The 21,720-nt window shown below is 44.8% G+C and carries 18 protein-coding genes; 9 read left to right on the plus strand and 9 right to left on the minus strand.

Features of this window, described 5'->3' with window-relative positions:
* Positions 1-2 precede the first annotated feature (2 nt).
* Both NL643_RS05120 and NL643_RS05125 read left to right on the plus strand, forming a co-directional pair.
* Positions 3-995: an ABC transporter ATP-binding protein gene (locus NL643_RS05120; protein ID WP_203345834.1), complete on the plus strand. Its 993-nt coding sequence runs from the start codon at positions 3-5 to the stop codon at positions 993-995.
* Positions 995-2,791, plus strand: coding sequence for an aminopeptidase P family protein (locus tag NL643_RS05125; RefSeq protein ID WP_253644034.1), 1,797 nt, complete (start codon positions 995-997; stop codon positions 2,789-2,791). The genes NL643_RS05120 and NL643_RS05125 overlap by 1 nt, the downstream gene beginning before the upstream one ends.
* Before the next feature lie 149 nt (positions 2,792-2,940).
* Here NL643_RS05125 and NL643_RS05130 read toward each other — a convergent pair whose 3' ends face one another.
* Together NL643_RS05130 and NL643_RS05135 are read right to left on the minus strand one after the other, a co-directional pair.
* Positions 2,941-5,361: a collagenase gene (locus tag NL643_RS05130; RefSeq protein WP_253644035.1), complete on the minus strand. Its 2,421-nt coding sequence runs from the start codon at positions 5,359-5,361 to the stop codon at positions 2,941-2,943.
* A 350-nt stretch (positions 5,362-5,711) separates the two neighbouring features.
* Complete coding sequence (locus tag NL643_RS05135; protein WP_012841894.1) at positions 5,712-6,245, minus strand: hypothetical protein; 534 nt, start codon at positions 6,243-6,245, stop codon at positions 5,712-5,714.
* Positions 6,246-6,690: 445 nt separating this feature from the next.
* Between NL643_RS05135 and NL643_RS05140 the strand changes: the two genes are divergently transcribed.
* Positions 6,691-7,125 (plus strand): hypothetical protein, encoded by a 435-nt coding sequence (locus NL643_RS05140; RefSeq protein WP_253644050.1) that lies wholly within the window; start codon positions 6,691-6,693, stop codon positions 7,123-7,125.
* 120 nt (positions 7,126-7,245) lie between these two features.
* Here NL643_RS05140 and NL643_RS05145 read toward each other — a convergent pair whose 3' ends face one another.
* The 7 genes from NL643_RS05145 to NL643_RS05175 all read right to left on the minus strand — a co-directional run bounded on the left by NL643_RS05145 (position 7,246) and on the right by NL643_RS05175 (position 15,056).
* Positions 7,246-8,094 (minus strand): ABC transporter permease, encoded by an 849-nt coding sequence (locus NL643_RS05145; protein WP_006741629.1) that lies wholly within the window; start codon positions 8,092-8,094, stop codon positions 7,246-7,248.
* A 2-nt stretch (positions 8,095-8,096) separates the two neighbouring features.
* Positions 8,097-9,377: an ABC transporter permease gene (locus tag NL643_RS05150; RefSeq protein WP_253644036.1), complete on the minus strand. Its 1,281-nt coding sequence runs from the start codon at positions 9,375-9,377 to the stop codon at positions 8,097-8,099.
* A complete protein-coding gene (locus NL643_RS05155) occupies positions 9,374-10,495 on the minus strand; it encodes an ABC transporter ATP-binding protein (protein WP_253644037.1) in 1,122 nt (373 codons plus the stop codon). The genes NL643_RS05150 and NL643_RS05155 overlap by 4 nt, the downstream gene beginning before the upstream one ends.
* Before the next feature lie 73 nt (positions 10,496-10,568).
* The gene (locus NL643_RS05160; protein ID WP_253644038.1) at positions 10,569-11,483 is read right to left on the minus strand and encodes a dihydrodipicolinate synthase family protein; all 915 of its coding nucleotides are present in this window, start codon (positions 11,481-11,483) and stop codon (positions 10,569-10,571) included.
* A gap of 56 nt (positions 11,484-11,539) precedes the next feature.
* Positions 11,540-12,514 (minus strand): ornithine cyclodeaminase family protein, encoded by a 975-nt coding sequence (locus NL643_RS05165; protein WP_253644051.1) that lies wholly within the window; start codon positions 12,512-12,514, stop codon positions 11,540-11,542.
* Between the two features lie 87 nt (positions 12,515-12,601).
* A complete protein-coding gene (locus tag NL643_RS05170) occupies positions 12,602-13,675 on the minus strand; it encodes a polyamine ABC transporter substrate-binding protein (RefSeq protein ID WP_139060194.1) in 1,074 nt (357 codons plus the stop codon).
* A gap of 124 nt (positions 13,676-13,799) precedes the next feature.
* The gene (locus NL643_RS05175; RefSeq protein ID WP_253644039.1) at positions 13,800-15,056 is read right to left on the minus strand and encodes an FAD-binding oxidoreductase; all 1,257 of its coding nucleotides are present in this window, start codon (positions 15,054-15,056) and stop codon (positions 13,800-13,802) included.
* 109 nt (positions 15,057-15,165) lie between these two features.
* On the opposite strand from NL643_RS05175, the gene NL643_RS05180 reads away from it, so the two are divergent.
* From NL643_RS05180 to NL643_RS05205, 6 genes are all read left to right on the plus strand, one after another.
* Positions 15,166-16,167 (plus strand): 4-hydroxyproline epimerase, encoded by a 1,002-nt coding sequence (locus NL643_RS05180; protein ID WP_114322422.1) that lies wholly within the window; start codon positions 15,166-15,168, stop codon positions 16,165-16,167.
* Positions 16,168-16,188: 21 nt separating this feature from the next.
* The gene (locus tag NL643_RS05185; RefSeq protein WP_253644040.1) at positions 16,189-17,721 is read left to right on the plus strand and encodes an aldehyde dehydrogenase (NADP(+)); all 1,533 of its coding nucleotides are present in this window, start codon (positions 16,189-16,191) and stop codon (positions 17,719-17,721) included.
* Positions 17,722-17,873: 152 nt separating this feature from the next.
* Positions 17,874-18,548 carry a GntR family transcriptional regulator gene (locus NL643_RS05190; RefSeq protein WP_054867356.1) on the plus strand — a complete coding sequence of 225 codons (675 nt, stop codon included), beginning with the start codon at positions 17,874-17,876 and terminating at the stop codon, positions 18,546-18,548.
* A gap of 30 nt (positions 18,549-18,578) precedes the next feature.
* The gene (locus tag NL643_RS05195) at positions 18,579-19,343 is read left to right on the plus strand and encodes a transcriptional regulator (protein WP_253644041.1); all 765 of its coding nucleotides are present in this window, start codon (positions 18,579-18,581) and stop codon (positions 19,341-19,343) included.
* 363 nt (positions 19,344-19,706) lie between these two features.
* Positions 19,707-21,302, plus strand: a complete 1,596-nt coding sequence (locus tag NL643_RS05200; protein WP_253644042.1) for a S41 family peptidase — start codon at positions 19,707-19,709, stop codon at positions 21,300-21,302.
* 70 nt (positions 21,303-21,372) lie between these two features.
* On the plus strand, positions 21,373-21,693 hold the full coding sequence (locus tag NL643_RS05205) for a hypothetical protein (RefSeq protein WP_005397755.1): 321 nt from the start codon (positions 21,373-21,375) through the stop codon (positions 21,691-21,693).
* Positions 21,694-21,720 lie beyond the last annotated feature (27 nt).

Below are 21,720 nucleotides of genomic sequence, written 5' to 3' on the forward strand. Positions count from 1 at the left end.
TTATGAATAAAAAAGAAGTCCTCATGTCTGCTCGTGATTTAAACGTCCACTTTCCTGTGTCGCGTCACCTTATTCCAAGTCGACGTAAAATCGTGAAAGCGGTCAATGGTATCGACTTAGATGTTTATCGAGGCGAAACACTTGGCATTGTGGGGGAATCAGGCTGCGGAAAATCAACGCTTGCACGCGCCTTACTTCGCTTAATTGAACCTACACATGGCGAGTTGACTTGGAAAGGTCAAGACATGCTCGGGTTTAGTAAAAAAGAGCTTTCCTCTCGACGCAGAGAATTTCAGATGGTGTTTCAAGACCCATCCGCTTGTTTGAATCCGAGATTAACCATCTCAGAATGCATCGCCGAACCACTGCTCACCCACGAGCCGCAACTTAAACGGGCAGAGGTAGAAAAGCGTGTCATCGCTATGATGGATAAAGTGGGTCTCTTGGCGAGCCAGCGAAACCGCTATCCACATGAATTTTCCGGAGGTCAATGCCAGCGTGTGGGCATTGCCAGAGCGTTAATTCTTAATCCAGATTTGGTCGTGTGTGATGAACCTGTTAGTGCGCTAGATGTCTCCATACAAGCTCAGGTCATCAATCTTCTAGACGATCTTAAACAAGAAATGGGGTTAACACTGGTGATGATTGCGCACGACTTAAGCGTGGTGCGCCATATCAGCGACCGCGTTATGGTGATGTATCTTGGTAAACCTATGGAAGTAGGACGTTACGATCAAGTATTTGATGATGCACAACACCCCTACACCAAAGCACTGTTATCTGCTGTCCCGATAGCTAATCCGCAATTAGCACGTGACCGTGAAATACAACTATTGCCCGGCGATCTTCCTTCTCCACTTAACCCACCGAGCGGTTGCGTTTTTCGTACTCGATGCCCAGAAGCCACAGAAGTATGCGAGCAACAGAACCCAATAAAAACAGGCTCGGAGCAGCATCATATCTATTGCTCAAATATGACTTTAGGAACCATTTAATGAACAATACTAACTCAGTAAACCAACGCCTTACGTTATTGCGTGAGGCAATGTCCTTTCACAACGTGTCTGCATATATCGTGACCAACAATGACCCGCATAACAGCGAATACTCAGCGGATCATTGGTTAGCGCGAAGCTGGATTTCAGGTTTTACCGGCTCAGCAGGCGATGTCGTCATTACCCAACAAGGTGGTGGCCTTTGGACTGATGGTCGTTACTATATTCAAGCTGAAGAACAGTTACACGGCACAGGACTTGAACTGTTTAAAGCCAAACAACCAGAAACGCCGACAATTGCCAAATGGCTGGCTACCACGCTCCCAGAAAGCAGTATTGTCGCAGTTGACGGGCGCGCCATCAGTTACGCTTTTTATCAAGGCCTCAAACAAGCCTTTGAAGCGAAAAACATTAAGATCATTCTCGACCTGGATTTACTCGCACCGATTTGGCTTGAAAGACCACCTCGCCCAAGTGCACCCGTATTCGAGCATCCCACCGCTTTTGCTGGCGTTGAAACAGAAAATAAGTTAGCGAGAATCCGTTCTTGGTTAACCGAGAACCAAGTAGATAGCTTATTAGTGTCAACGCTAGATGATGTCATGTGGACAATGAATATTCGAGGTGATGATACGAATTATTGCCCAGTTTCTGAAGCGTATCTAATCGTAGAGCAATCACTTGCGACACTGTTTATTGATAAAGCCAAACTGCCTCAAGACGTTGAAAGAGCGCTGACCGAGCAGAGTGTACACATTCGCCATTACAACTACGTAAGCCAGTATTTAAATCAGCAATGTGAGGGATTATCGCTCGCTTTTAGCCCGACCCACACAGACAGCTTATTGGTAAGTTCGATTGAACGGAATGTGAATCTAAAGCCAATGGCTTGCCCTGTAACGGCAATGAAGGCCATAAAAAATGCGACCGAGCTAACTAGCCTAGAACAGGCATTAACAGATGATGGTGTGGCAATCGTAAGGTTTATGAACTGGCTAGAAGAGCAAGTTCCAAGCGGATTCGTTACAGAATTGTCTGCTGAAGCACAACTGAATCACTATCGCCGTCAAACCCGACATTATGTGAGTGACAGTTTCCGCACTATCGCAGGCTTCGCAGCTCACGGGGCAAAAATGCATTATGCCGCCGATGAAGAAAGCAATGCGGCGGTCAATGAAAGCAACTTCTTTCTCGTCGATTCTGGTGGCCAATACCTTGGCGGGACAACAGACATCACCCGTACTTTCCACTTCGGGTTACCGACCATTAAGCAGCGCAAAGATTATACCTTGGTGCTCAAAGCGGTCATCCGACTGACTCAGACTCGATTCATGAAAGGCTCTACGGGTGCCAATCTTGATATCATGGCGCGTGGCGTCTTATGGCAACATGGTATTGATTACAAGTGCGGCACTGGACACGGCGTAGGCATTTGCTTGAATGTTCACGAAGGCCCACAAAATTTCTCACAAAGCCACCGCGAGGTTGAGCTAAAACCGGGTATGGTCATTACGAATGAACCAGGCGTTTATCGCGAAGGTGAGTACGGGGTAAGAATAGAGAACATTCTTAAAGTTGTAGAAGTAGAACAAAATGAGTTCGGCACGTTCTACGGTTTTGAGACCATCACTCTTGCTCCAATTGCGACCAACGCCCTTGACTTATCAATGCTAGATCAAGCAGAGCTAGACTGGCTCAATCATTACCATTCACGAGTCTATCAAGCGCTTAGCCCTTTTCTTGATACGCAAGATAAAAACTGGCTTCGAAGCACAACCCAACTTCTTGAGAAATAGGATATCAGCAAGTTTTATAACGTTTTCATTTTCATCTCAAACTCCTTGTTTGCCAGCCTTCGGGCTGGTTTTTTTATAGAGATAACGGCGTAAAAACAAAAACGCCCCGCGATGTTAGCGAGGCGCTCCATTAAATTAAAATGATGCAGTTAAACTGCCCTACTGGCGGCATTCTCAAAGTCACCAGATACTTTAACGTAGCCCCAGTAGTTACTCTGATTTGACAACGTAATACACTCTCCATTACCAATATTATCTGACCACCCGTGAAGATTAGTATCATCCGGCCAACCAGAGTTACTGTATTCGAGCTTTAGGTTGCCCGTACCATTCCCCGTCGTTATCGCCAGGTTTGAGCTCTCATTCACCGCTGGTACGCTCAGCCAAATGGTTTGTTGATTTGCCAAGCAAACTGGTTCTCCTGCTGTTAAGCGCCCACCGCTTACTTTACTTTGCACCGCGCAGTCTTGTGGCAATGTGTCATTACCGCCCAACGCTGAGATAACAACAGTATGAGTGGCGGTTGCCGTCAAGCCTTCACTGTCTGTCACACTTAGGCTGACCGAATACTCCCCTTCACTCCCATATTGGTGCGTCGGCTTGGTTTGTGTACTTGTCGAGCCATCACCGAAGTCCCATAAGACGCTGACGATCTTCCCGTTTGGGTCTGTACTGTTTTCACTGCTAAATGTAATGCTTTCACCGACTTTCCCCTTGTTGTTTGCGGTTATGACTGCATTAGGTGCACCATTTGAGACAAGGGCTTGCTGCCACTGCTCAAACTCACTTTGATATAAATTCGCCCATTGGGTGATCGTTGCTTTGTAATTGCTCCAATTCCCTTGGCGTGTTTCCACCAGCATTTGGTTTACGTCATCTTTATGATTTTCAAACATAAAACGTACAGCTAAGTACCCCCAACGATAAATTCGATCGACATCAAACCCATCATAAGTAGTCTCGAAAATCTCACTTAAGGTATACGTCGAGCCGTCTAAAATCGTCTCAAGTGCTGCTTGGTTGTCATTTTCTTGAGCGACATACTCTGCAATGCCTTCACTCCACCACACTATTTTTTCAGTTGGATGACTAAACCCTCCATAGAGATCAAATCGACCATCTAAGTAATGCACATATTCGTGCTCTAGGTTCCAGACAAAGTGATCCGCGTTCGCATAAGAGGCTTCATAAGCAATAAAGTTGGGAATATTCCCCGGCTGGGAAGGGTCGCCCTCCAAATACATACCGCCATTGTCAGTACTAATATCGAAAATTGGCCCTGCGTACTTACCATAATCGGTGCTTGAATCGAAGATATTGACTTGGAGCTGAGTGTTGTGATCATCTTTTACTGGCTGTTCACCAGTTTCTAATGACTGATGAAAGTAACCCTCTTCGTAGCCCATTTTAGAACATGCGGCCGCGTGTTGCTCTTGCGTCATATTCTGAGACAAAATTCGGATTGTCGGGCTACAAGTATAAGTTTGCGATAGCACCAAGCCTTTTAGCTCAGTTTCGAAATTACAAATTCCGAACTCACTACAATCTGCGTAATATGAGGCGGTGTCCGCCGCCGCAAGCCAAACCGCGTCACCCCGACCATACATTTCATACTGTTCAAAGATTCGACTTAGCTGACTCTTCACCACAGAACTCGCGTTACCCGTATACTTGGTCAGACGCCCAATCTCTCGCCCCGCATTCGCGGCCATAAACTCATCTTCAGCACCGATTGATGACGCCCTTAGAGCAAAATCGCCTAAAGCTTTGGCAAGGTCCGTTTGGTTGCCAATTATTTGCACAAATTGCTCGTTCCACTGCCCACCAAACAAAATAGTGAAAACACCGTTAACTGCATTGCGCATATACCAGTGCTGGGCGTATTGATCATTCCAACGTGTAAGCCACTGGGTCACTTGCGGTAAGTACGCGTGCTGCAAGCCCGCACTATCCATAGTGATGATGACCTCACTAAGCACTTTGCCGTGACGATCGCTGTTCTCGTAGAAATTTGCGTTGTTAACAAACGCATCCACTGATTCTTTCACCGCTGGGGTGACCCATTCAATAAATGAGATGTTGTCATTGTAAAACTCGGCGTAATAACCTGCGCGTAAGTATAAGAACAACGTTTCTAGTTCATCGCTCCCGCCACCTGTATACCCCTTCGCCAATGTCGTAGTGTACTTAGCAATGTTGTACATATGATCGGAACTAAATACCGACTCCTGAATCCGACTTTCAGCAGAGAATAACTGGTTCACGCACGTCGCGCCCTGACTTAAAATTTCGCTGATCAATTGGTTACTGCTTTCGGTAACCAATGCTTCCAAATCACAAGCAGTGCTCGACTCATCAAGGCTTTCAAGTGACTGTACTCGAGTTGCCTTGGAGGGCTGAATAGGGAGAGTTGCGGTTGGTTGGTATTCAACTCGATTGGATTCAACACCGTGTGTATGAGCCGAATGTGCATGTTGCTCTGTAACTTGAGAAACTGGCTCGCTTAACGCAAATACGCCAGTGCTGGTTAATGTTGTCGCAATCGCGACACTCAAAGTCTTCAGTTCCATCTAATTTCTTCTATATTGAGTTTTCCTTAGATGCATTACGTCTTTTGCATCGCCACTGCCCTTATTACTGCAAGAGCATCTCCATATAATCTACTCGCAAGACAAGAAGAAACATTTTGTTAACAACTGGATATGGCGGTATCAGTTTTTGGTACCAGAAGGAACACGGAGTGAGCTTTAAAAATTCGTATTTGTTAAAAAATAGAGATGAGCTAGAGAAGAAACGTGTAGTTAAACGGGTATACCCAGCACGTTAAATGGCTAGGTATACTCCAAAGCGGGTCGGTAAAAATTCGCGAATCAAAGCCCCTAAAGAAGGAATCGGACAATGGGCTAATACTCTGTAGGTTCTAGGCTGCTTTGTGGTCGAAGAGTGCGGTAATTTGTTCTTTTAACGCGTGCAAAAATTCGGTATTTGGTGTGTTTTCAAGGTACATTTCATACTCTTTAGAATTATAAAAATACTCATGCGCTGATGCGTTAAGGATCTTACTAAAAGACAGTGTTTCCAATTCATCTTCAAGAGCACGGCAACTCAATTCACCATACCCTGAGTCGCTATCTTTAGCGAATTGGGTTTCAATGTTGCTGATATATAAAACACAATCCTTGATAAAGAGCTCAACGTTACTTATGCGCTGTTCGATATCTTTAAGCTGACCGCTGTTCCACTTAGACTTTTCTTGCTCGAGCTTATCAATAAGTCCACTTTCACGTAGTCTGGTATTGTTATCTTTAATTCTTAGTAACTCATCGAGCACTTTATTAAACTCAGACTCAGCCCTAAGTCTTAAGATTTCCAACTCCTTGGAGAACAGCTTTGCTTTTAACTCACTTGCTTGATACAAGCCAGATATAGCAGCATTTCTTTTAACTCCAAACATAAAAATCCACCCAAAAGATACTTACTAAAAAGTAGCACACAAAAAGCAAGATAGAAGACGCGAGGTTTTCGTCAGCACGCTACACATTACTACCTAATCTCGATTGTAACGTAATAAACAGAATTTTCATCACTTAGAACCACCAACTATTTGAATGAAAATCACACAGTTACTTTGATAAAAGTATTTATTTTAGAAAAGGCAATCCCAAGTATGTAACGGTATAAAATTGACACTATAAAAACAAAAACGCCCACACTCTACTACCAAAGTCAAATATCAATGTCAGAGATTGGACAAAACACTCACTATTTACAGTAATGAAAAGCCACTATTTCATTGAGAACCAAAATTTCAACATACTACATCGGACTATGCTGATCATAGACGGGGTTACTGATGAAACGTTAGAATGCCACTACTTTAGTAATCTCCCATGATATTTATGACCGACGCTGATATTGAGCTACAACACCTTTGGTTAGAAGTCCAAGCCGAACGCTGGCAAAACCTGCCACGCTTTTTATTCAGTTACTACTGCTACAAGCACAACCTTGTCAGTAAAACCAACAAAGTTTGCTGGGAGACGGCACGTGCAAACCTGCCCGCTTCAACATCAATAAAAGAGCGAAAAAACGCGGTGATTGAACCGTTAGTCTCTGAGGAAACCATCGTTGGGTTATTGAAAGCCATCAGCAAAGACGGGGAAATGACGTTTGACGTGATGGTAACCACACTTAATACGTTTTTGCACTATGTTGTGATTAGCAAGGAAGAAAAAGCCCGACTTAAACCAAACATGGCAGCTAGTTGGTATCAACAATCGAACAAGTCGCCTTTGGCACGTTTCGAGCAGACTGGCATTAAGCTAACAGAGTGATATGTCAGTCATCGCTGACGATAAACACAAAAGACAAGCGCCTACAATGAGGCGCATTTGGTCAAAAATTGAGGAGCCCCTAAACAAAAGTGCATAGCGAGCAACAAAGAAAAAGTTTGGTTATTCTTGAATGCCTCGAATGCGTACATTACGCCTACGTAGAACTTCTAAAGTCACGAGCAAACACACCGACATAAAAATCAGCAACGTAGCGACCGCCAATATGGTCGGACTAATTTGCTCTCGAATTCCTGACCACATCTGCCTCGGAACGGTTTTTTGTTCTGCCCCAGTCAGGAATAACGCCACCACAACCTCGTCGAACGATGTGCCAAAAGCAAACAAGCCGCCAGAAATCATCCCCGGACGAATCAGCGGAAAGGTAATGTGTCTGAAAGTATAAACAGGGTTTGCTCCTAAGCTAGCCGCCGCTTTTACCAGGCTATGATCAAAGCCGCTTAAGGTCGCAGTAACGGTAATGACGACAAAAGGCGTACCTAACGCAGCATGTGCCAAAATGACGCCTAGATAAGTTTGTGATAAGCCAAGGCGTGTGTAGAAAAAGTACATCGCAGCAGCAGAGATAATGACTGGTACGATCATGGGTGAGATCAACAGCGCCATAATGGTATTACGAAAAGGCAAATTACTACTGGCTAAACCCAACGCCGCCAGAGTTCCCAGCCCTGTTGCAACGAGTGTCGCCATAAAAGCAATAAACGTGCTGTTTTTCAGCGCCAACAGCCACTGATCACTAGTAAACATTTCTTGATACCAGCGAGTAGAATACGCTGCCGAATCAAGGTTTAACATCCCCTCGGTAAAAGTAAAGTAAGGCGTTGCATTAAACGATAACGGGATGATGGTCAGAATTGGAGCGATTAAAAAGAACAGCACCACCCCACAAAAAGCTAAGTAACCTGCGTAAGCAACTCTCTCTACTTTTGATGCATAGTTTGGTAATGCCATGGTTATCCTCCTACCTTAAGATTATTAATGCCAACCACACGGTTGAACATATAAAACAGAACCAGTACAACGAACAAAAGCAGTCCACCCAATGCGCCAGCCATCCCCCAGTTCAGTGATGTCTGCATATGATAGGCAATCATATTGGAGATCATCTGTCCGCTTCTTCCACCAACCAAAGCGGGCGTAATGTAGAAACCAATAGAAAGAATGAAAGTGAGCAAGGCCCCCGCACCTATCCCCGGTAACGTAAGCGGCATATAAACTTTGATGAACGCAATGAAAGGCGTCGCGCCTAGAGAACGAGCGGCACGGAAATAAGTTGGGCTAATTCCTTTCATTACGCTATACAGAGGCAGGATCATAAACGGCAACAGAATGTGAACCATAGACACCACCGTTCCGAAGGTATTGTGAATCATCTGAATTCGCTCGGAAGTAAAACCCGACCAAATAAGGAGATCATTAATGACCCCTTGGTTTTGCAGCAGAACAATCCAAGACGTGGTTCTGACTAATAATGACGTCCAAAATGGCAGCAGCACAATGATTAAAAGTAAGTTCGCGCGCTTATCAGGTAAATTGGCAAGCAGGTAAGCAACGGGGTACGCCATCACCAAACAAATTAAGGTGATTGAAATAGACATCCAAAAAGTTTTAAAGAAAAGGTCGACGTATATTTGGCGTTTTTCTGGTTGGGGTTCAATGTCTCCAAACTCATTCACTTGCAAGTCTAGCGCTGCAAGATAGTGACTGAATGTTAATGCGCCACTAAGATTCTTAAACGCCGCCCAATATTTAGGATTAGCCCATCGCTTATCCAGCTTAGCCAGCTGTGTCACCGAGCTCGGCAGCGACGCCAAACGAGACAACTTTCTACCTGTTTTCATCAATAAGCTGCGCATACCAGACACTTCAATATTCATTCGGCTGGCTATTTTCGGTAGCTCTTTGCTTTGATAAAGCGCAAGTACTTCAACAGAGAATGCCTCAATGACTTCTTGATGAGGCAGACCTTGATAATCCCAACTTTCTAATGCTTGAATAGTTTGTGGTAGTGACTGGGATATTTCTCGGTTATCCACGCTTCGATAAAGCATATCGAGGATAGGAAAAGCAAACGTAAGCAGAATAAAACACACCAATGGCGTTGTGAGCATAATGGAGCGAAGCTTTTTTCGGCGCTCTGCCTTTTGCAACTGCGCTTTCAGATTGGTTTCTTGCTGATGAACTTGGCGTTCGATCTCCAATACAGAATCTAATGCGGTTAGCTCTCGACTCATGCTGCTACCTCGCTACTTTGAGTTTGTGTCCCATCAAGAGCATGGCAATCGTCACTTTGCCAACCAATACGACAAATTGAGCCAGGCGTTAACTGCAAGTGTTTACGATTATCGTTAGGTACTTTAACGATGAAGTGACCAACGCTCTCTACTTCGACGACCAAACGATAATGATCACCGTGATAAATCAATTCTCGTAGGACGCCTGAGACTTGGTTCTCACAAGACGCTTTCTCTGGTTGAATAACAATCTTTTCTGGTCGAATGGAAAGTGTTGTCCTCTGCCCTTGCTCAGATACTCTGACAGGTTTCGCAGTAAATAACTCTTTCCCAACGAGCACTTGGCAATACTTTCCGTTCCACTCTTTGACTAAACCTGAGAGTTGGTTGTTTTCTCCAATAAACTGCGCAACAAACGTATTACTCGGAGATTCATAAAGCTCGGTAGGTGTCGCGAGTTGTTGCACTTCGCCGTGATTAAAAACCGCAATACGGTCGGACATAGTGAGAGCTTCGTCTTGATCGTGCGTCACATACAAAATGGTGATGCCAAGCTTTTCATGCAAATGTTTAATCTCCATCTGCATTTGCTCACGCAGCTGCTTATCTAATGCGCCTAGCGGCTCATCCATCAACACGAGTTTAGGTTCAAACACTAATGCTCGCGCTAACGCGACACGCTGTTGTTGACCACCTGATAACTGCTTTGGGTATCGAGTCGCAACATGCTCAAGCTCGACCATTTCTAATGCACTCTGAACTTTGCTTTGAATCGTGTCACTGTCGAGTTTTCGTACCTTTAAAGGAAACGCAAGATTCTCAGCAATGGTCATATGTGGAAACAACGCATAGTTTTGAAACACCATACCAATATCGCGCTTGTGCGGCGCGAGATGATTGACAGGAACGCCATCGATATAAATGTCTCCACCGGTCGCAGTTTCAAAGCCTGCTAGCATCATCAAGCAAGTGGTCTTGCCCGATCCTGACGGCCCCAACATAGTAACGAACTCTCCAGGAGCAATATCTAAGTTGAAGTCTTTCACCACCAAATTTGTGCCATCGTAGGTTTTCTTAACGTGTTGAAAGCTGACATAGTCCTTGTTTTCCGTGCTCATGACTTCCCTCTTCTCATTTTTTGAATATTACGAATGAGTAGAGCGTCAGTTAACGCTCTACTAAACAGCACAATTACAGATTGTATTTGGATAGGTCTAAGCGGGTTTCTAACGCATGTTCAACCATTTGAATGACTTGTTGACGCTCTTCACCTTGTAAGAGTTGGCGTGGCGCACGAACTTGTTCAGAGCCACGTCCGCAGACTTGCTCGGCCAATTTTATGCACTGAACCAGCGTAGGAATGGTGTCTAAACGCAGTAGCGGTAAGAACCAACGGTAGATTTCTAACGCTTCAGCATAACGACCTTGGCTTGCCAGTTTATAAATCGCGACGGACTCTTCTGGGAATGCGTTGGTTAAACCAGAAATCCAGCCGGTCGCACCTAGCATCAATGATTCAAGAGCGATGTCATCAACACCACTGAACACGGTAAAGCGGTCATCAAATTTATTGTAAAGCTCGGTGATACGACGAGTATCAGTGGTCGACTCTTTGATAGCTACAATGCTTTCAAACTCAGCCAGTTTCGTCATGATACCGAGGTTAACATCGACACCATAAGCAACCGGGTTGTTGTAAATCATGATTGGCATTTCTGGCGTTGCTTCTGCTAGCGTGCGGTAATATTCGAACGTTTCGCTCTCAGACGTGCGGTAAACCATGGCAGGCATCACCATACAACCATCGATACCAATTTTGTACGCATCCTGCATGTAATCAACAGCTGCTGTGGTAATAGACTCTGCTGTACCAGCAATCAAAGGCACACGGCCATTTACGACTTCTTTTGCCGCTTGCAAGACCTGGCGTTTCTCCTCCGGGTACAACGCGCAGTTCTCACCGACGGTACCCAAGCAGATAATGCCATTCACACCATCTTTAATCTGGTTGTCTATAACGGTTTGCGTTGCGTCTAAGTCGATTGACTGATCTTGACGAAATTGCGTACTGACCGCCGGATAAACACCTTTCCAATCAATTTTCATGAACTACTTTCCTTATATGTATATTGTATGTAATTTAAATGAACGAGCGAAAATGCTCAGACATGGCTATCTATGCCATTTTCTAACAACACCGCCTTTACAGCGGCCAAATCAGCCAAAGCACTGCCAACTGATTTGTATAAAGTAATGACCTCATCGTTTTGACGTCCTGAGATTTGTTGGGCGCAAAGCTGTGGTAATTCCCCTTTGATATCGTCTGACGTGAATACGCCCTCTTGAATTGGAATGAGAAGATCGCCCGCTTCGGCTAATACATTAATACAGCTATCAACATACACCTGTGCTCGTTGCACTGCTTTAGAGTCGCATTCACGCTTGTCCAAGTCATGATTACCGACCAAATCAATATGGGTGCCCGGCTGCACGTCTGCGCCATTAAACAAAGGCTCTGCTGATGCAGTAATACAGCTGATGATGTCAACGTGTTTGATAACGTGGTCCACTTTTTCTACGACTGAAACGCGAAACCGACGCTCATCAGGAAGCGACTGATACTCTGAAGATGACACAATGGCATCTACCGTCGCCTCGGCTTTATCTGAGTTACGCCCCCAAATATAAACCTGCTTAAGTGGGCGAACCGCAGCGTATGCCCACGCAAAATAAGGCGCAAGATTGCCCGTTCCGCAGATCAACAGACGATCAGCATCGGGACGCGCTAAATAGTCCGCTGCCAACGCAGAAGCTGCGGCGGTGCGCCAAAACGTTAAAACTTTACCGTCCACGAGTGCGAGCGGCTCACCATCGTTTCGTCTAAAAACAAGCAGCTTAGATGCAAGCGTATCTTTGCCTTGCTCGGGGTTATGCGGGAAATATGTAAAGGCTTTCACCGCAATTAACTCCTGGTTCCAAGCAGGAAGTAGCGCAAACGCCTCGTATTCTCCCTCTTCTAAGGGCATGACTCGGCGTTGAGGTATTGTTGCTGGCCGCGAGTACATTTCACGCATCGTTTCAATAAGAGAATTCATTGTTAAACATTGCGCGACTTGCTGTGCTTCGATGACTTTCATCATTTCTCCGAAAACATAAATACAGTTGAGGAAAAGTACGGAACCTCGCTTATGGATGAAAACTCGGCCCCATACACAAATTAACGCCTAGTTAAGCAGCCAGGTATTGAACTCTTCATTTAGTTCATCCGCGTAGTCTGACCACCATTCATCGTTAATCAGGAAGGCGGTTTGGAAGTTTTGAGGTGCGGTAGGAAGGTTCGCTAAAATGTCTGGGTTCACCTCCGCCGAAGACGACTTACGCGTAGGCCCATAAGCAACGTACTTAGCTTGATCAGCTAATGGTTTTGTTCCTGAAGAAAAAGCGATGAAGTCCAATGCAAGCTTTGTGTTCTCACTACCCTTAGGTATCGCCCATCCATTCATGTAACCCATTTGACGGTCCCATATAATCCGAAATGGTTGACCTTCATCTTTACGGGCATTGTGAATTCGGCCGTTAAACGCCGAGGCGATCACCACTTCTTTGTCAGCAAGCATTTGAGGTGGCTGGGCACCTGTTGTCCACCACAGCACTTCTGATTTGATCGTATCCAACTTAGCAAACGCACGCTCACGCCCGGCTTCGGTTTCGAGCAGGCTGTAGACCTCTTCTGGTTTTACACCATCAGCCAATAGTGCCCACTCAAGATTACCCTGAGGTTGTTTTTGCAATGCACGTCGACCTGGAAAAGTTTTTAGGTCAAAAAGATCGGTCAACTTGCTAGGTAAAACCTTACCTTTAAACGCGTCTTCGTTCACCGCTAATACTGTGGACACCACGATGGTATTGATTGCGCACTCGTGAATCGCACCATCAATGAAATCCTCTTGTGCTGGTGTTCCATCTGCGCCCGGAGGCAAAATACTTGGGCTCACTGGTTCTAATAGCCCTTCTGCACAACCACGAACAATGTCCGGCTTGTCGAGAGACACCAAATCCCAGCGCACGTTGTTCGCTTCCACCTGCGCTTTAATTTCGGCTAATCCGCCGCTGAAATCCTCGGATACGATCTCTACACCTGTTTTTTTAATGAAAGGCTTGTGATATGCCTCCACTTGGCTCTTGGTGAATGCACCACCCCAAGATACGACCGTCAATTTGTCTTTAGCATAAGCAGAGGTCCCCAACAGCATTCCTGAAATCAACAGCGCCAATGGTGCTTTGGTCATTCGTGACATGTTTTACTCCTTTTGGTTGTTTTTCTGGAGGCATCCGAATACGGCTGTTGGACACCATTTTTGTTAAAATTAAGTTAACACTAGCATTTAATATATTTTATACAATATTTAATGTTAAATTTTTTCAGGCAAATCGTTGTAGTGAAAAAGGTGAAAGATCAATCGATGTCGGCTTTCCTTCGATAAGCTCTAAAAGGAGATCTGCCGTAATCGCCGCTTGAGTTAATCCAAGGTGTTGGTGGCCAAATGCCAGTAATACATTTCCATCCCAAATGCTATCAATAACCGGTAACGAGTCGACTGTTGAAGGCCGATTCCCCATCCACTTTTCTCCTTGCTTGAGTGGATGTAACCCCGATTCAAACATCTCATCACCTAACTGAAAAAGCATTTCTGAACGTTTCATATTGGGTGGTGATTCTACATCGGCATACTCAACAGTGCCTGCCAAACGTAACCCACCTGACATAGGAGTCATGATGAATTTTCTATCGGCAGAGCTAATAGGAAATGGCAGTACATCACGCTTGTCATCCACCATTAGGTGATAACCACGCTCGGCTTGAATAGGCACTTTGACTCCGGTTAGTTGCCGTATCAAAGGCTTAGAATGTACACCAGCGGCAACAATGATTCGGTCAAATGAATGTGTTTGAGACTCAACCAGCACATCGCCATTTTTCGCCAACGCAGATACACCTTTTTGTAAAACCTTACCGCCAAGAACTTCAAAAGCTTCACTTAGCTCAACACAGAGCTGATAAGGGTCTAGCGTATGACCTGTATCGGGAAAAAAGACTCCGACACAAACCTTATGGCTGAGATCAGGTATCCGCTCTCGAATCTCCTCTTGTGTCCAAACTTGATACGTCACACCGTTTTTAACCAGTGAGTTAAGCGTGCTTTGATAATTCTGAAACAGTTTCTCGTTTTCAAAAGTGAGCAATGAACCATTCATTTTTATTAGATGTGCTTTTCCGATTGAATCAAGCACGTCACGCCAACTTGCCACTGACCGCTCGTTAAGACTCTTAATCGCGTTTTTTGCCCGCTCCGCGGCTGATGGCTTTGTTTGTAATAGGAAACGAATCATCCACCCGATTGTGTTTGGAATATCTTGCCAACGGATCGAAACCGGACTTTTGGAATCTAGCAGCATTTTAGGTAATTGTGGAAGCAGCGCTGGCGTTGCAAGAGGGAAGATTTGCTCAGTCGCTATATGACCTGCATTTCCCTTAGAGCATCCATTCCCCACGCCATTGGGATCAAAAATCGTGACTTGATAACCTTGCTGCTGCAACTTCAATCCAATTGATAAGCCAATAATCCCCGCACCTATCACGGCGATCCTTTCCTTTTTGGTTTCATCCTTGACCAACATAAATATGCTCCGAGTCACACTTGAAAACGTAGATTGTATACAATATATTTTACATTACGTTAACATCACTATTGTTTAATTCAACCATTTTTTCAGCAAGGAGCGAAAAATGAGACAAGGAACTTTTTTCTGTATTGATGCCCACACCTGCGGCAACCCAGTTAGGCTGGTCGCAGGCGGTGTGCCTCCACTCGAAGGCAATACCATGAGCGAAAAGCGCCAATACTTTCTTGAGCATTATGATTGGATTCGTCAGGCACTCATGTTTGAGCCTCGCGGACACTCAATGATGTCGGGGTCCGTTGTTTTGCCTCCTTGCAGCGATAACGCAGACGCTTCAATTCTGTTTATTGAAACCAGTGGCTGCTTACCAATGTGTGGCCACGGCACCATTGGAACCGTCACTACCGCTATCGAGAATCGCCTTATCACTCCCAAAAAAGAAGGCCGTTTGATACTTGATGTCCCAGCAGGACAAATCGAAGTGCACTACCAAACAAAAGGTGACAAGGTCACGTCGGTGAAGATATTTAACGTACCAGCTTACCTTGCCCACCAAGACGTAACCGTGGACATAGAGGGCTTAGGTGAGCTCACTGTCGATGTTGCTTATGGCGGAAACTATTACGTAATCGTCGACCCTCAAGAAAACTACGCCGGACTTGAACACTACTCTCCAGATGAAATTTTGATGCTTTCACCAAAAGTTCGCGAAGCGGTATCTCGAGCGGTTGAGTGCGTACATCCAGAAGATCCAACAGTATGCGGTGTTTCTCACGTGCTATGGACCGGAGAGCCCACTCAAGAAAACGCCACCGCTCGAAATGCTGTGTTTTACGGCGACAAAGCGTTGGATCGTTCGCCATGTGGTACGGGAACAAGTGCACGTATGGCGCAATGGCATGCAAGAGGCAAACTCATTCAAGGGGAAGACTTTGTTCACGAAAGTATCATCGGCAGCCTATTTCAAGGACGTATAGAAGGCATTACCGAAGTGAATGGCAAAGCCGCTATTTTGCCAAGCATTGAAGGATGGGCACAAGTATACGGTCACAACACGATATGGGTAGACGATGAAGACCCATATGCGTACGGATTTGAAGTGAAGTAATAAGGATAGTAAGGAAGAATGATGAACCCACAAGAACCAACCACTTTTTACGCAGTCAACGCCTTTACTGGTGAGCCTCTACCTATAGCGTTTCCGGTACATGGAGAGCAAGAAGTTAATCAAGCCGCCTCAGCCGCCCAAAGCGTTGCGCGTGAGTTTCGCCAACTAAGCAATGCAAAGCGAGCGAGCTTACTTTGCTCTATCGCCTCTGAATTGGAAGTGAAGAGTGAAGAAATCGTTGCTCGTGCTCATTTGGAAACTGCCCTTCCCGAAGCACGTTTAAGCGGTGAAATAGGACGTACAGCGAGCCAATTAAGACTATTTGCCGAGGTTGTGAGATCGGGTAATCACCATCAAGCAATTTTCGATACGCCAAACCCAGACCGTCAACCACTGCCGAAACCAGATATTCGTCGTCAGCAAATCGCAATTGGCCCTGTCGCCGTGTTTGGTGCGTCTAATTTTCCGCTCGCATTTTCTACTGCAGGTGGTGATACGGCTTCGGCACTGGCAGCTGGCTGTCCTGTGATTGTAAAAGGCCATACCGCCCACCCTGGCACCAGTCAACTTGTTGCTAAGTGTATTGAGGCTGCACTTGAGAAAGAGTGCTTACCGCAAGCCATCTTCACGCTATTGCAAGGCAACAAACGTGCACTTGGCCAAGCACTCGTTACCCATCCAAAAATTAAAGGGGTTGGTTTTACAGGCTCAGTCGGTGGTGGCCGTGCGCTGTTTAACCTAGCTCAGCAAAGACCAGAGCCAATCCCTTTCTATGGCGAACTAGGGGCGATTAACCCAACATTTATTCTCCCTTCAGCCATACGAGAAAACGCATCATTGGCTGAAGAGTTTGTGGCTTCTATGACTTTGGGCTGTGGACAATTTTGTACAAAACCAGGCGTTGTATTTGTCTTGAATAGCCCAGAAACGCAAGCCTTTATCGAAACTGCTCAAGGGTTAATTCGACAACAATCAACGGCCACTTTGCTAACGCAAGGAATCCGAGAAACGTATGAATCAGAAGTTAACAAGCGAGCTTCCGAAACGGGCATTAATGTAACTCGCTCTGAACAAGCAGAAGTGACCAATGTCTCACCAGCACTGTTCGTGACGGACAGTAAAAACTGGCGTGAAAACCCGCAATGGGAAGAAGAAATATTTGGTCCTCAATCGTTAATCGTAATCTGTGAAGATTTCGATGACATGTTGAAACTGAGTGATTCACTGACTGGCTCGCTCACCGCAACCCTTCACGCTACCGCTGAAGACGAAGAACAAGCCAAGCAACTGCTTCCAAGTTTGGAAGAAATCGCCGGACGCCTTGTATTCAACGGTTGGCCAACTGGCGTCGAGGTTGGTTACGCTATGGTTCATGGTGGACCATATCCGGCTTCAACCAATTCTGCCTTAACATCTGTCGGGGCAGAGGCTATTCATCGTTGGTTGCGTCCCGTCGCTTATCAAGCTTTACCAGAATCTTTATTGCCGGATTCATTAAAAGCGTCGAACCCACTGGGTATTCAACGCGCCATAGATGGCAGAGTCTCCCAATAAGATCACCAAATGGCTCAAAAAGGCATCAACTGATGCCTTTTATTTCACTCTACTTCTCAAAACCTTCTTTCCTAGTTGGTTTGTGCCAGAAAAACAATAAACTACTAAAGTAAAATGGATTGGATACAATATTAATTTCACGGGAGACTTCAATGTCACAGAAACCTGTTTTTAAAACGCGCACTCAGCTCGTTGAGGAAGCAATTCGAACTCAGATCTTGAAGGGCGAGTTAAAAACTGGTCAACCTTTACGTCAAGATGCGTTAGCAAAAGAGTTTAATGTTAGCCGAATTCCTGTGCGTGAAGCGTTAGTTCAATTGGAAGCACAAGGACTCGTTAGCTTTGAACCTCACAAAGGTGCGACGGTCACTGAGCTATCTCCAGAGAAAATCAATGAGCTATTTGAACTGCGCGCTGTCGTGGAATGCCACATTTTAGAGCGTGCGATTCAAAATATGACAGACGCTGACCTTGAACGCGCGCGAGAAGTTCGCGAACGTTTCGAGTCAGTAGTGAACAGTGGCGACGAAGTAGAAGAATGGAGCAACTACAACTACGAGTTCCACAAAGCCCTATATGCGCCAGCCAACATGCCTGAAACTATGGACGTCATTTACAACTTGAACACAAAGTGTGACCGATACATACGTATGCAGCTATTGTTCACAACAGGCATTAAAAAGGCAGAAGAAGAGCACTTAAGCTTGTTTGAAATGTGCAAAAATCGCGATATAGAAGGCGCCAAGTATCTGCTGAAAAAACACATTCTAGAAGCAGGCACAGCGATTCGAAACCTGCTGCTTGAAAGGCAAAATATCAGCCAGTAAACGGAATAACGAATAAGGTGATATTCAAGGATGAATGTTGGACCAAAGTTTTTACTCGCAGCGCTACGACAAAAGATTAAAGAAGAAGGGCTTTGCTACAATTCCTTGTCAGAGAAAAGTGGCATCCCTCTATCTAGTATTAAACGCCACCTACATAATCCAGCTTTAGGTTTGGATAAAGTACTTGTTTATCTGAACTACCTGAATACCGATCTCATCGAACTCGCAACCTTAGCCAACGAGCTTCAGCACCAAAACGAGCAAATGCTAACAGATGAAGAGAGCGCCCTTTTCGTTGAGCATCCCTATTTACTTGATTTTATTTATATGCTGACTTCTCGCGATATTAAACCGCAAGAGATAGCCCAAACTTACGGAATTTCTGATACAAGCTTACGATTCTATTTGCGTATCGCGGAAATTCTAGGGTATGTGGAGAACTTCGGAGACGGCTTATTTTACCGTTCTGGTCGTCGATTTATTATGGAAGAAGGTACCGCATTGGACACCTTATTCAAAGAGCGATTTCAACAAGAGTCGCTTTCTCATAACATCAACCCAGGTGTGTGTGTGGGTCGTATTAGGCTCACCGAAGAGCAAAAAGTGCAAATAGAGAACGAACTTTGTAAAAAATTAGCGAAACTTAACGCAGTTAACACTTCCAACAACGAAGGTGAACTAACAAATATATTAATGCGCTGCACTCCTGGCGCTCAGATATTTTTCGCAGATGACTTGCCGGATATTGATGGAAGCCTGTTAAAGCACGTCGCCCAATTGACCAAAATAAATTAAAACATCAGATTAAAAATTTACCCCAAACCTAGAATGCATCATTTATTCCTGCCAAATCTCTAATAAATAGAGTTTCCTGGCCCAAAACTTACTTTCTATTTAGCAAACAACAATTAGTCGACTAAGAAAACCCTCCATTTCATCTTTGTTTTTTCCTTATTATTACGTTGAAACTGCTAAGGAGCTTAAGGAATAACTAATGGATTTTTAAGAATAAAAGATAACCATTTTTACGTTATTTACCTCACACTCTTTAAATATAAATTTGCAGACGAACGAATTAAATTAATACATTCACCTAGCTAATAAAAACAAAAGCAAAACAGATAATTATAATTCTATTATTTATAAGGACATAGAAAAGTGAAATTTAAGTATTCTTTAGCAACGGCAGTCACTCTCGCATTATTACAAGGTTGTGGCGGTGGCGGCGGTGATGGTTCATCACCTACTCCGTCCACTAGCAGTGCAAACGGTCCAACATGGAAAGCCGGTGATTTTAGCCAACCATCAAGCTCGTTTGTCAACCAATGTGAAACCCCACGAGTGGGTCGAGACCCATATAACAATTATGCCGCCTATCCAGATGAATTAGGTTCTGCTTTACACGAAAAACTCTTTTTAAGAGCTTTTACTAACGAAACTTACCTTTGGTATGACGAAGTTCCTGATAATAATCCAGCAAACTACAAAACCGTGACGGATTACTTCAACACATTGGTCACCTCTGCTACTACCACGACTGGTAAACCGAAAGATCGCTTCCATTTTACCGTCCCTTATGAAGATGAGATGAAATCATCGCAATCCGGTTTAGTTGCTGGATTTGGTTTTAACTGGGCATTCTTACGTGGCGTACAACCTCGAGACGTTCGTATTTCCTACAATGAAGAAGCCTCTCCAGCTGATAGAAGCGGCATTGCTCGTGGTGATAAGCTTCTGAAAATCAATAATATTGATGTGGTTAACACCGGTAGTCAGTCCGACATTGATTTTATTAATAAAACGCTTTTTAACCCTGACATCAATCAAGATTACACCTTCACATTTGAGAGTGTCGACGGTCTAGAGAAAACCGTGACGCTTACCGCCTCTGATGTCATGACCTCTCCAGTTAAAAATGCCAAAGTGATTACACACAATGGTATGCGGATCGGCTATCTGCAATACAACTCCTTTGAACCAAGTGCTCAAGCCCCGCTTATTGAGGCGTTCAGTACGCTCTCAGCAGAGAATGTTGACGAGATCGTCGTTGATTTACGTTACAACGGCGGTGGCTTAGTCCTTCAGTCCTCGCAAGTAGGCTACATGCTAAGCGGTGCTGGTCAGAACCGAGTCTTCAGTGAGTTGATTCATAATGACAAAGTGATGCGTACCATTAAAGATGGGGATAACATCTATCGCTTTACGAATCTAGCAATAGACTGGGCAGCACAGAAATATTCGGATCAAGTGCTTCCGACACTGAACAAAAAGCGCGTATATGTGCTGACTTCAGGAGGCACGGCTTCCTCAAGTGAACTGCTAATCAACGCTTTGCGCGGCATTGATGTGGAGGTTATCCAAATAGGCTCAACAACCACAGGTAAACCGTATGGGTTCTCACCAGAACAAAACTGCGGCACTATGTACTACACTATTCAGTTCAAGTCGGCGAACGAGAAAAAATTTGGCGACTTCGCTGATGGTTTTATTCCTACTCCAAAGAGCCAAATCAATACCGAGCTAGGCTTAAACAATAGAGTGGAAGGTTGCTGGGTCAATGATGACCTAACAAAACCATTAGGCGATCCGTCTGAAGGTATGCTTTCTGCGGCGCTAAACTACATGGAAACAGGAACCTGTCCGCCAGTATCCCCTTCAAGTTTCAACGCCATGCCGCGTAACATTTCATCTCCGGAGTTAAGCGATCTTCGCTCTCCGCTACGAACAGAGGCAATTCATGTTGAGATCAACTAACTTTTTACGAATGCTGATTCGGGTTGCGCTTTTCTTAGGCACTTCGATTTCTTTGATAGGATGCCAAGCTATGTCACAAGAACCCGTTGAAGCATTGAGTAAAAAGAACTCTCCGGAAACAGTCATAGAGATTCAAAACGCGATCGCAGAAATCCAAGGGACACCAGCACCTAGAATCGCAAATAACGTATTTGAATCCTCACCGCATTTGTTGATTGAAAAAGGACGAGTAAAAGGGAACAACAATCAACTGTTGGATGGCAGCTATACGGATCTTCCAGACCAATATACGTTGCAGATAAGAGGTGAAACCTGTGGCTTGTACTATGCCAAAACAGATACTTTTGTCTCTCTCAGTTCACTAGATTGTGAGCCCATCATTAAGTTTTAGATCTCCCAAAATAGAAGCCCGCTGATA

Origin of the sequence: Vibrio sp. Y42_MX_L11 (assembly GCF_024181785.1) — a bacterium.
In the GTDB taxonomy this organism is placed as follows: domain Bacteria; phylum Pseudomonadota; class Gammaproteobacteria; order Enterobacterales; family Vibrionaceae; genus Vibrio; species Vibrio diabolicus.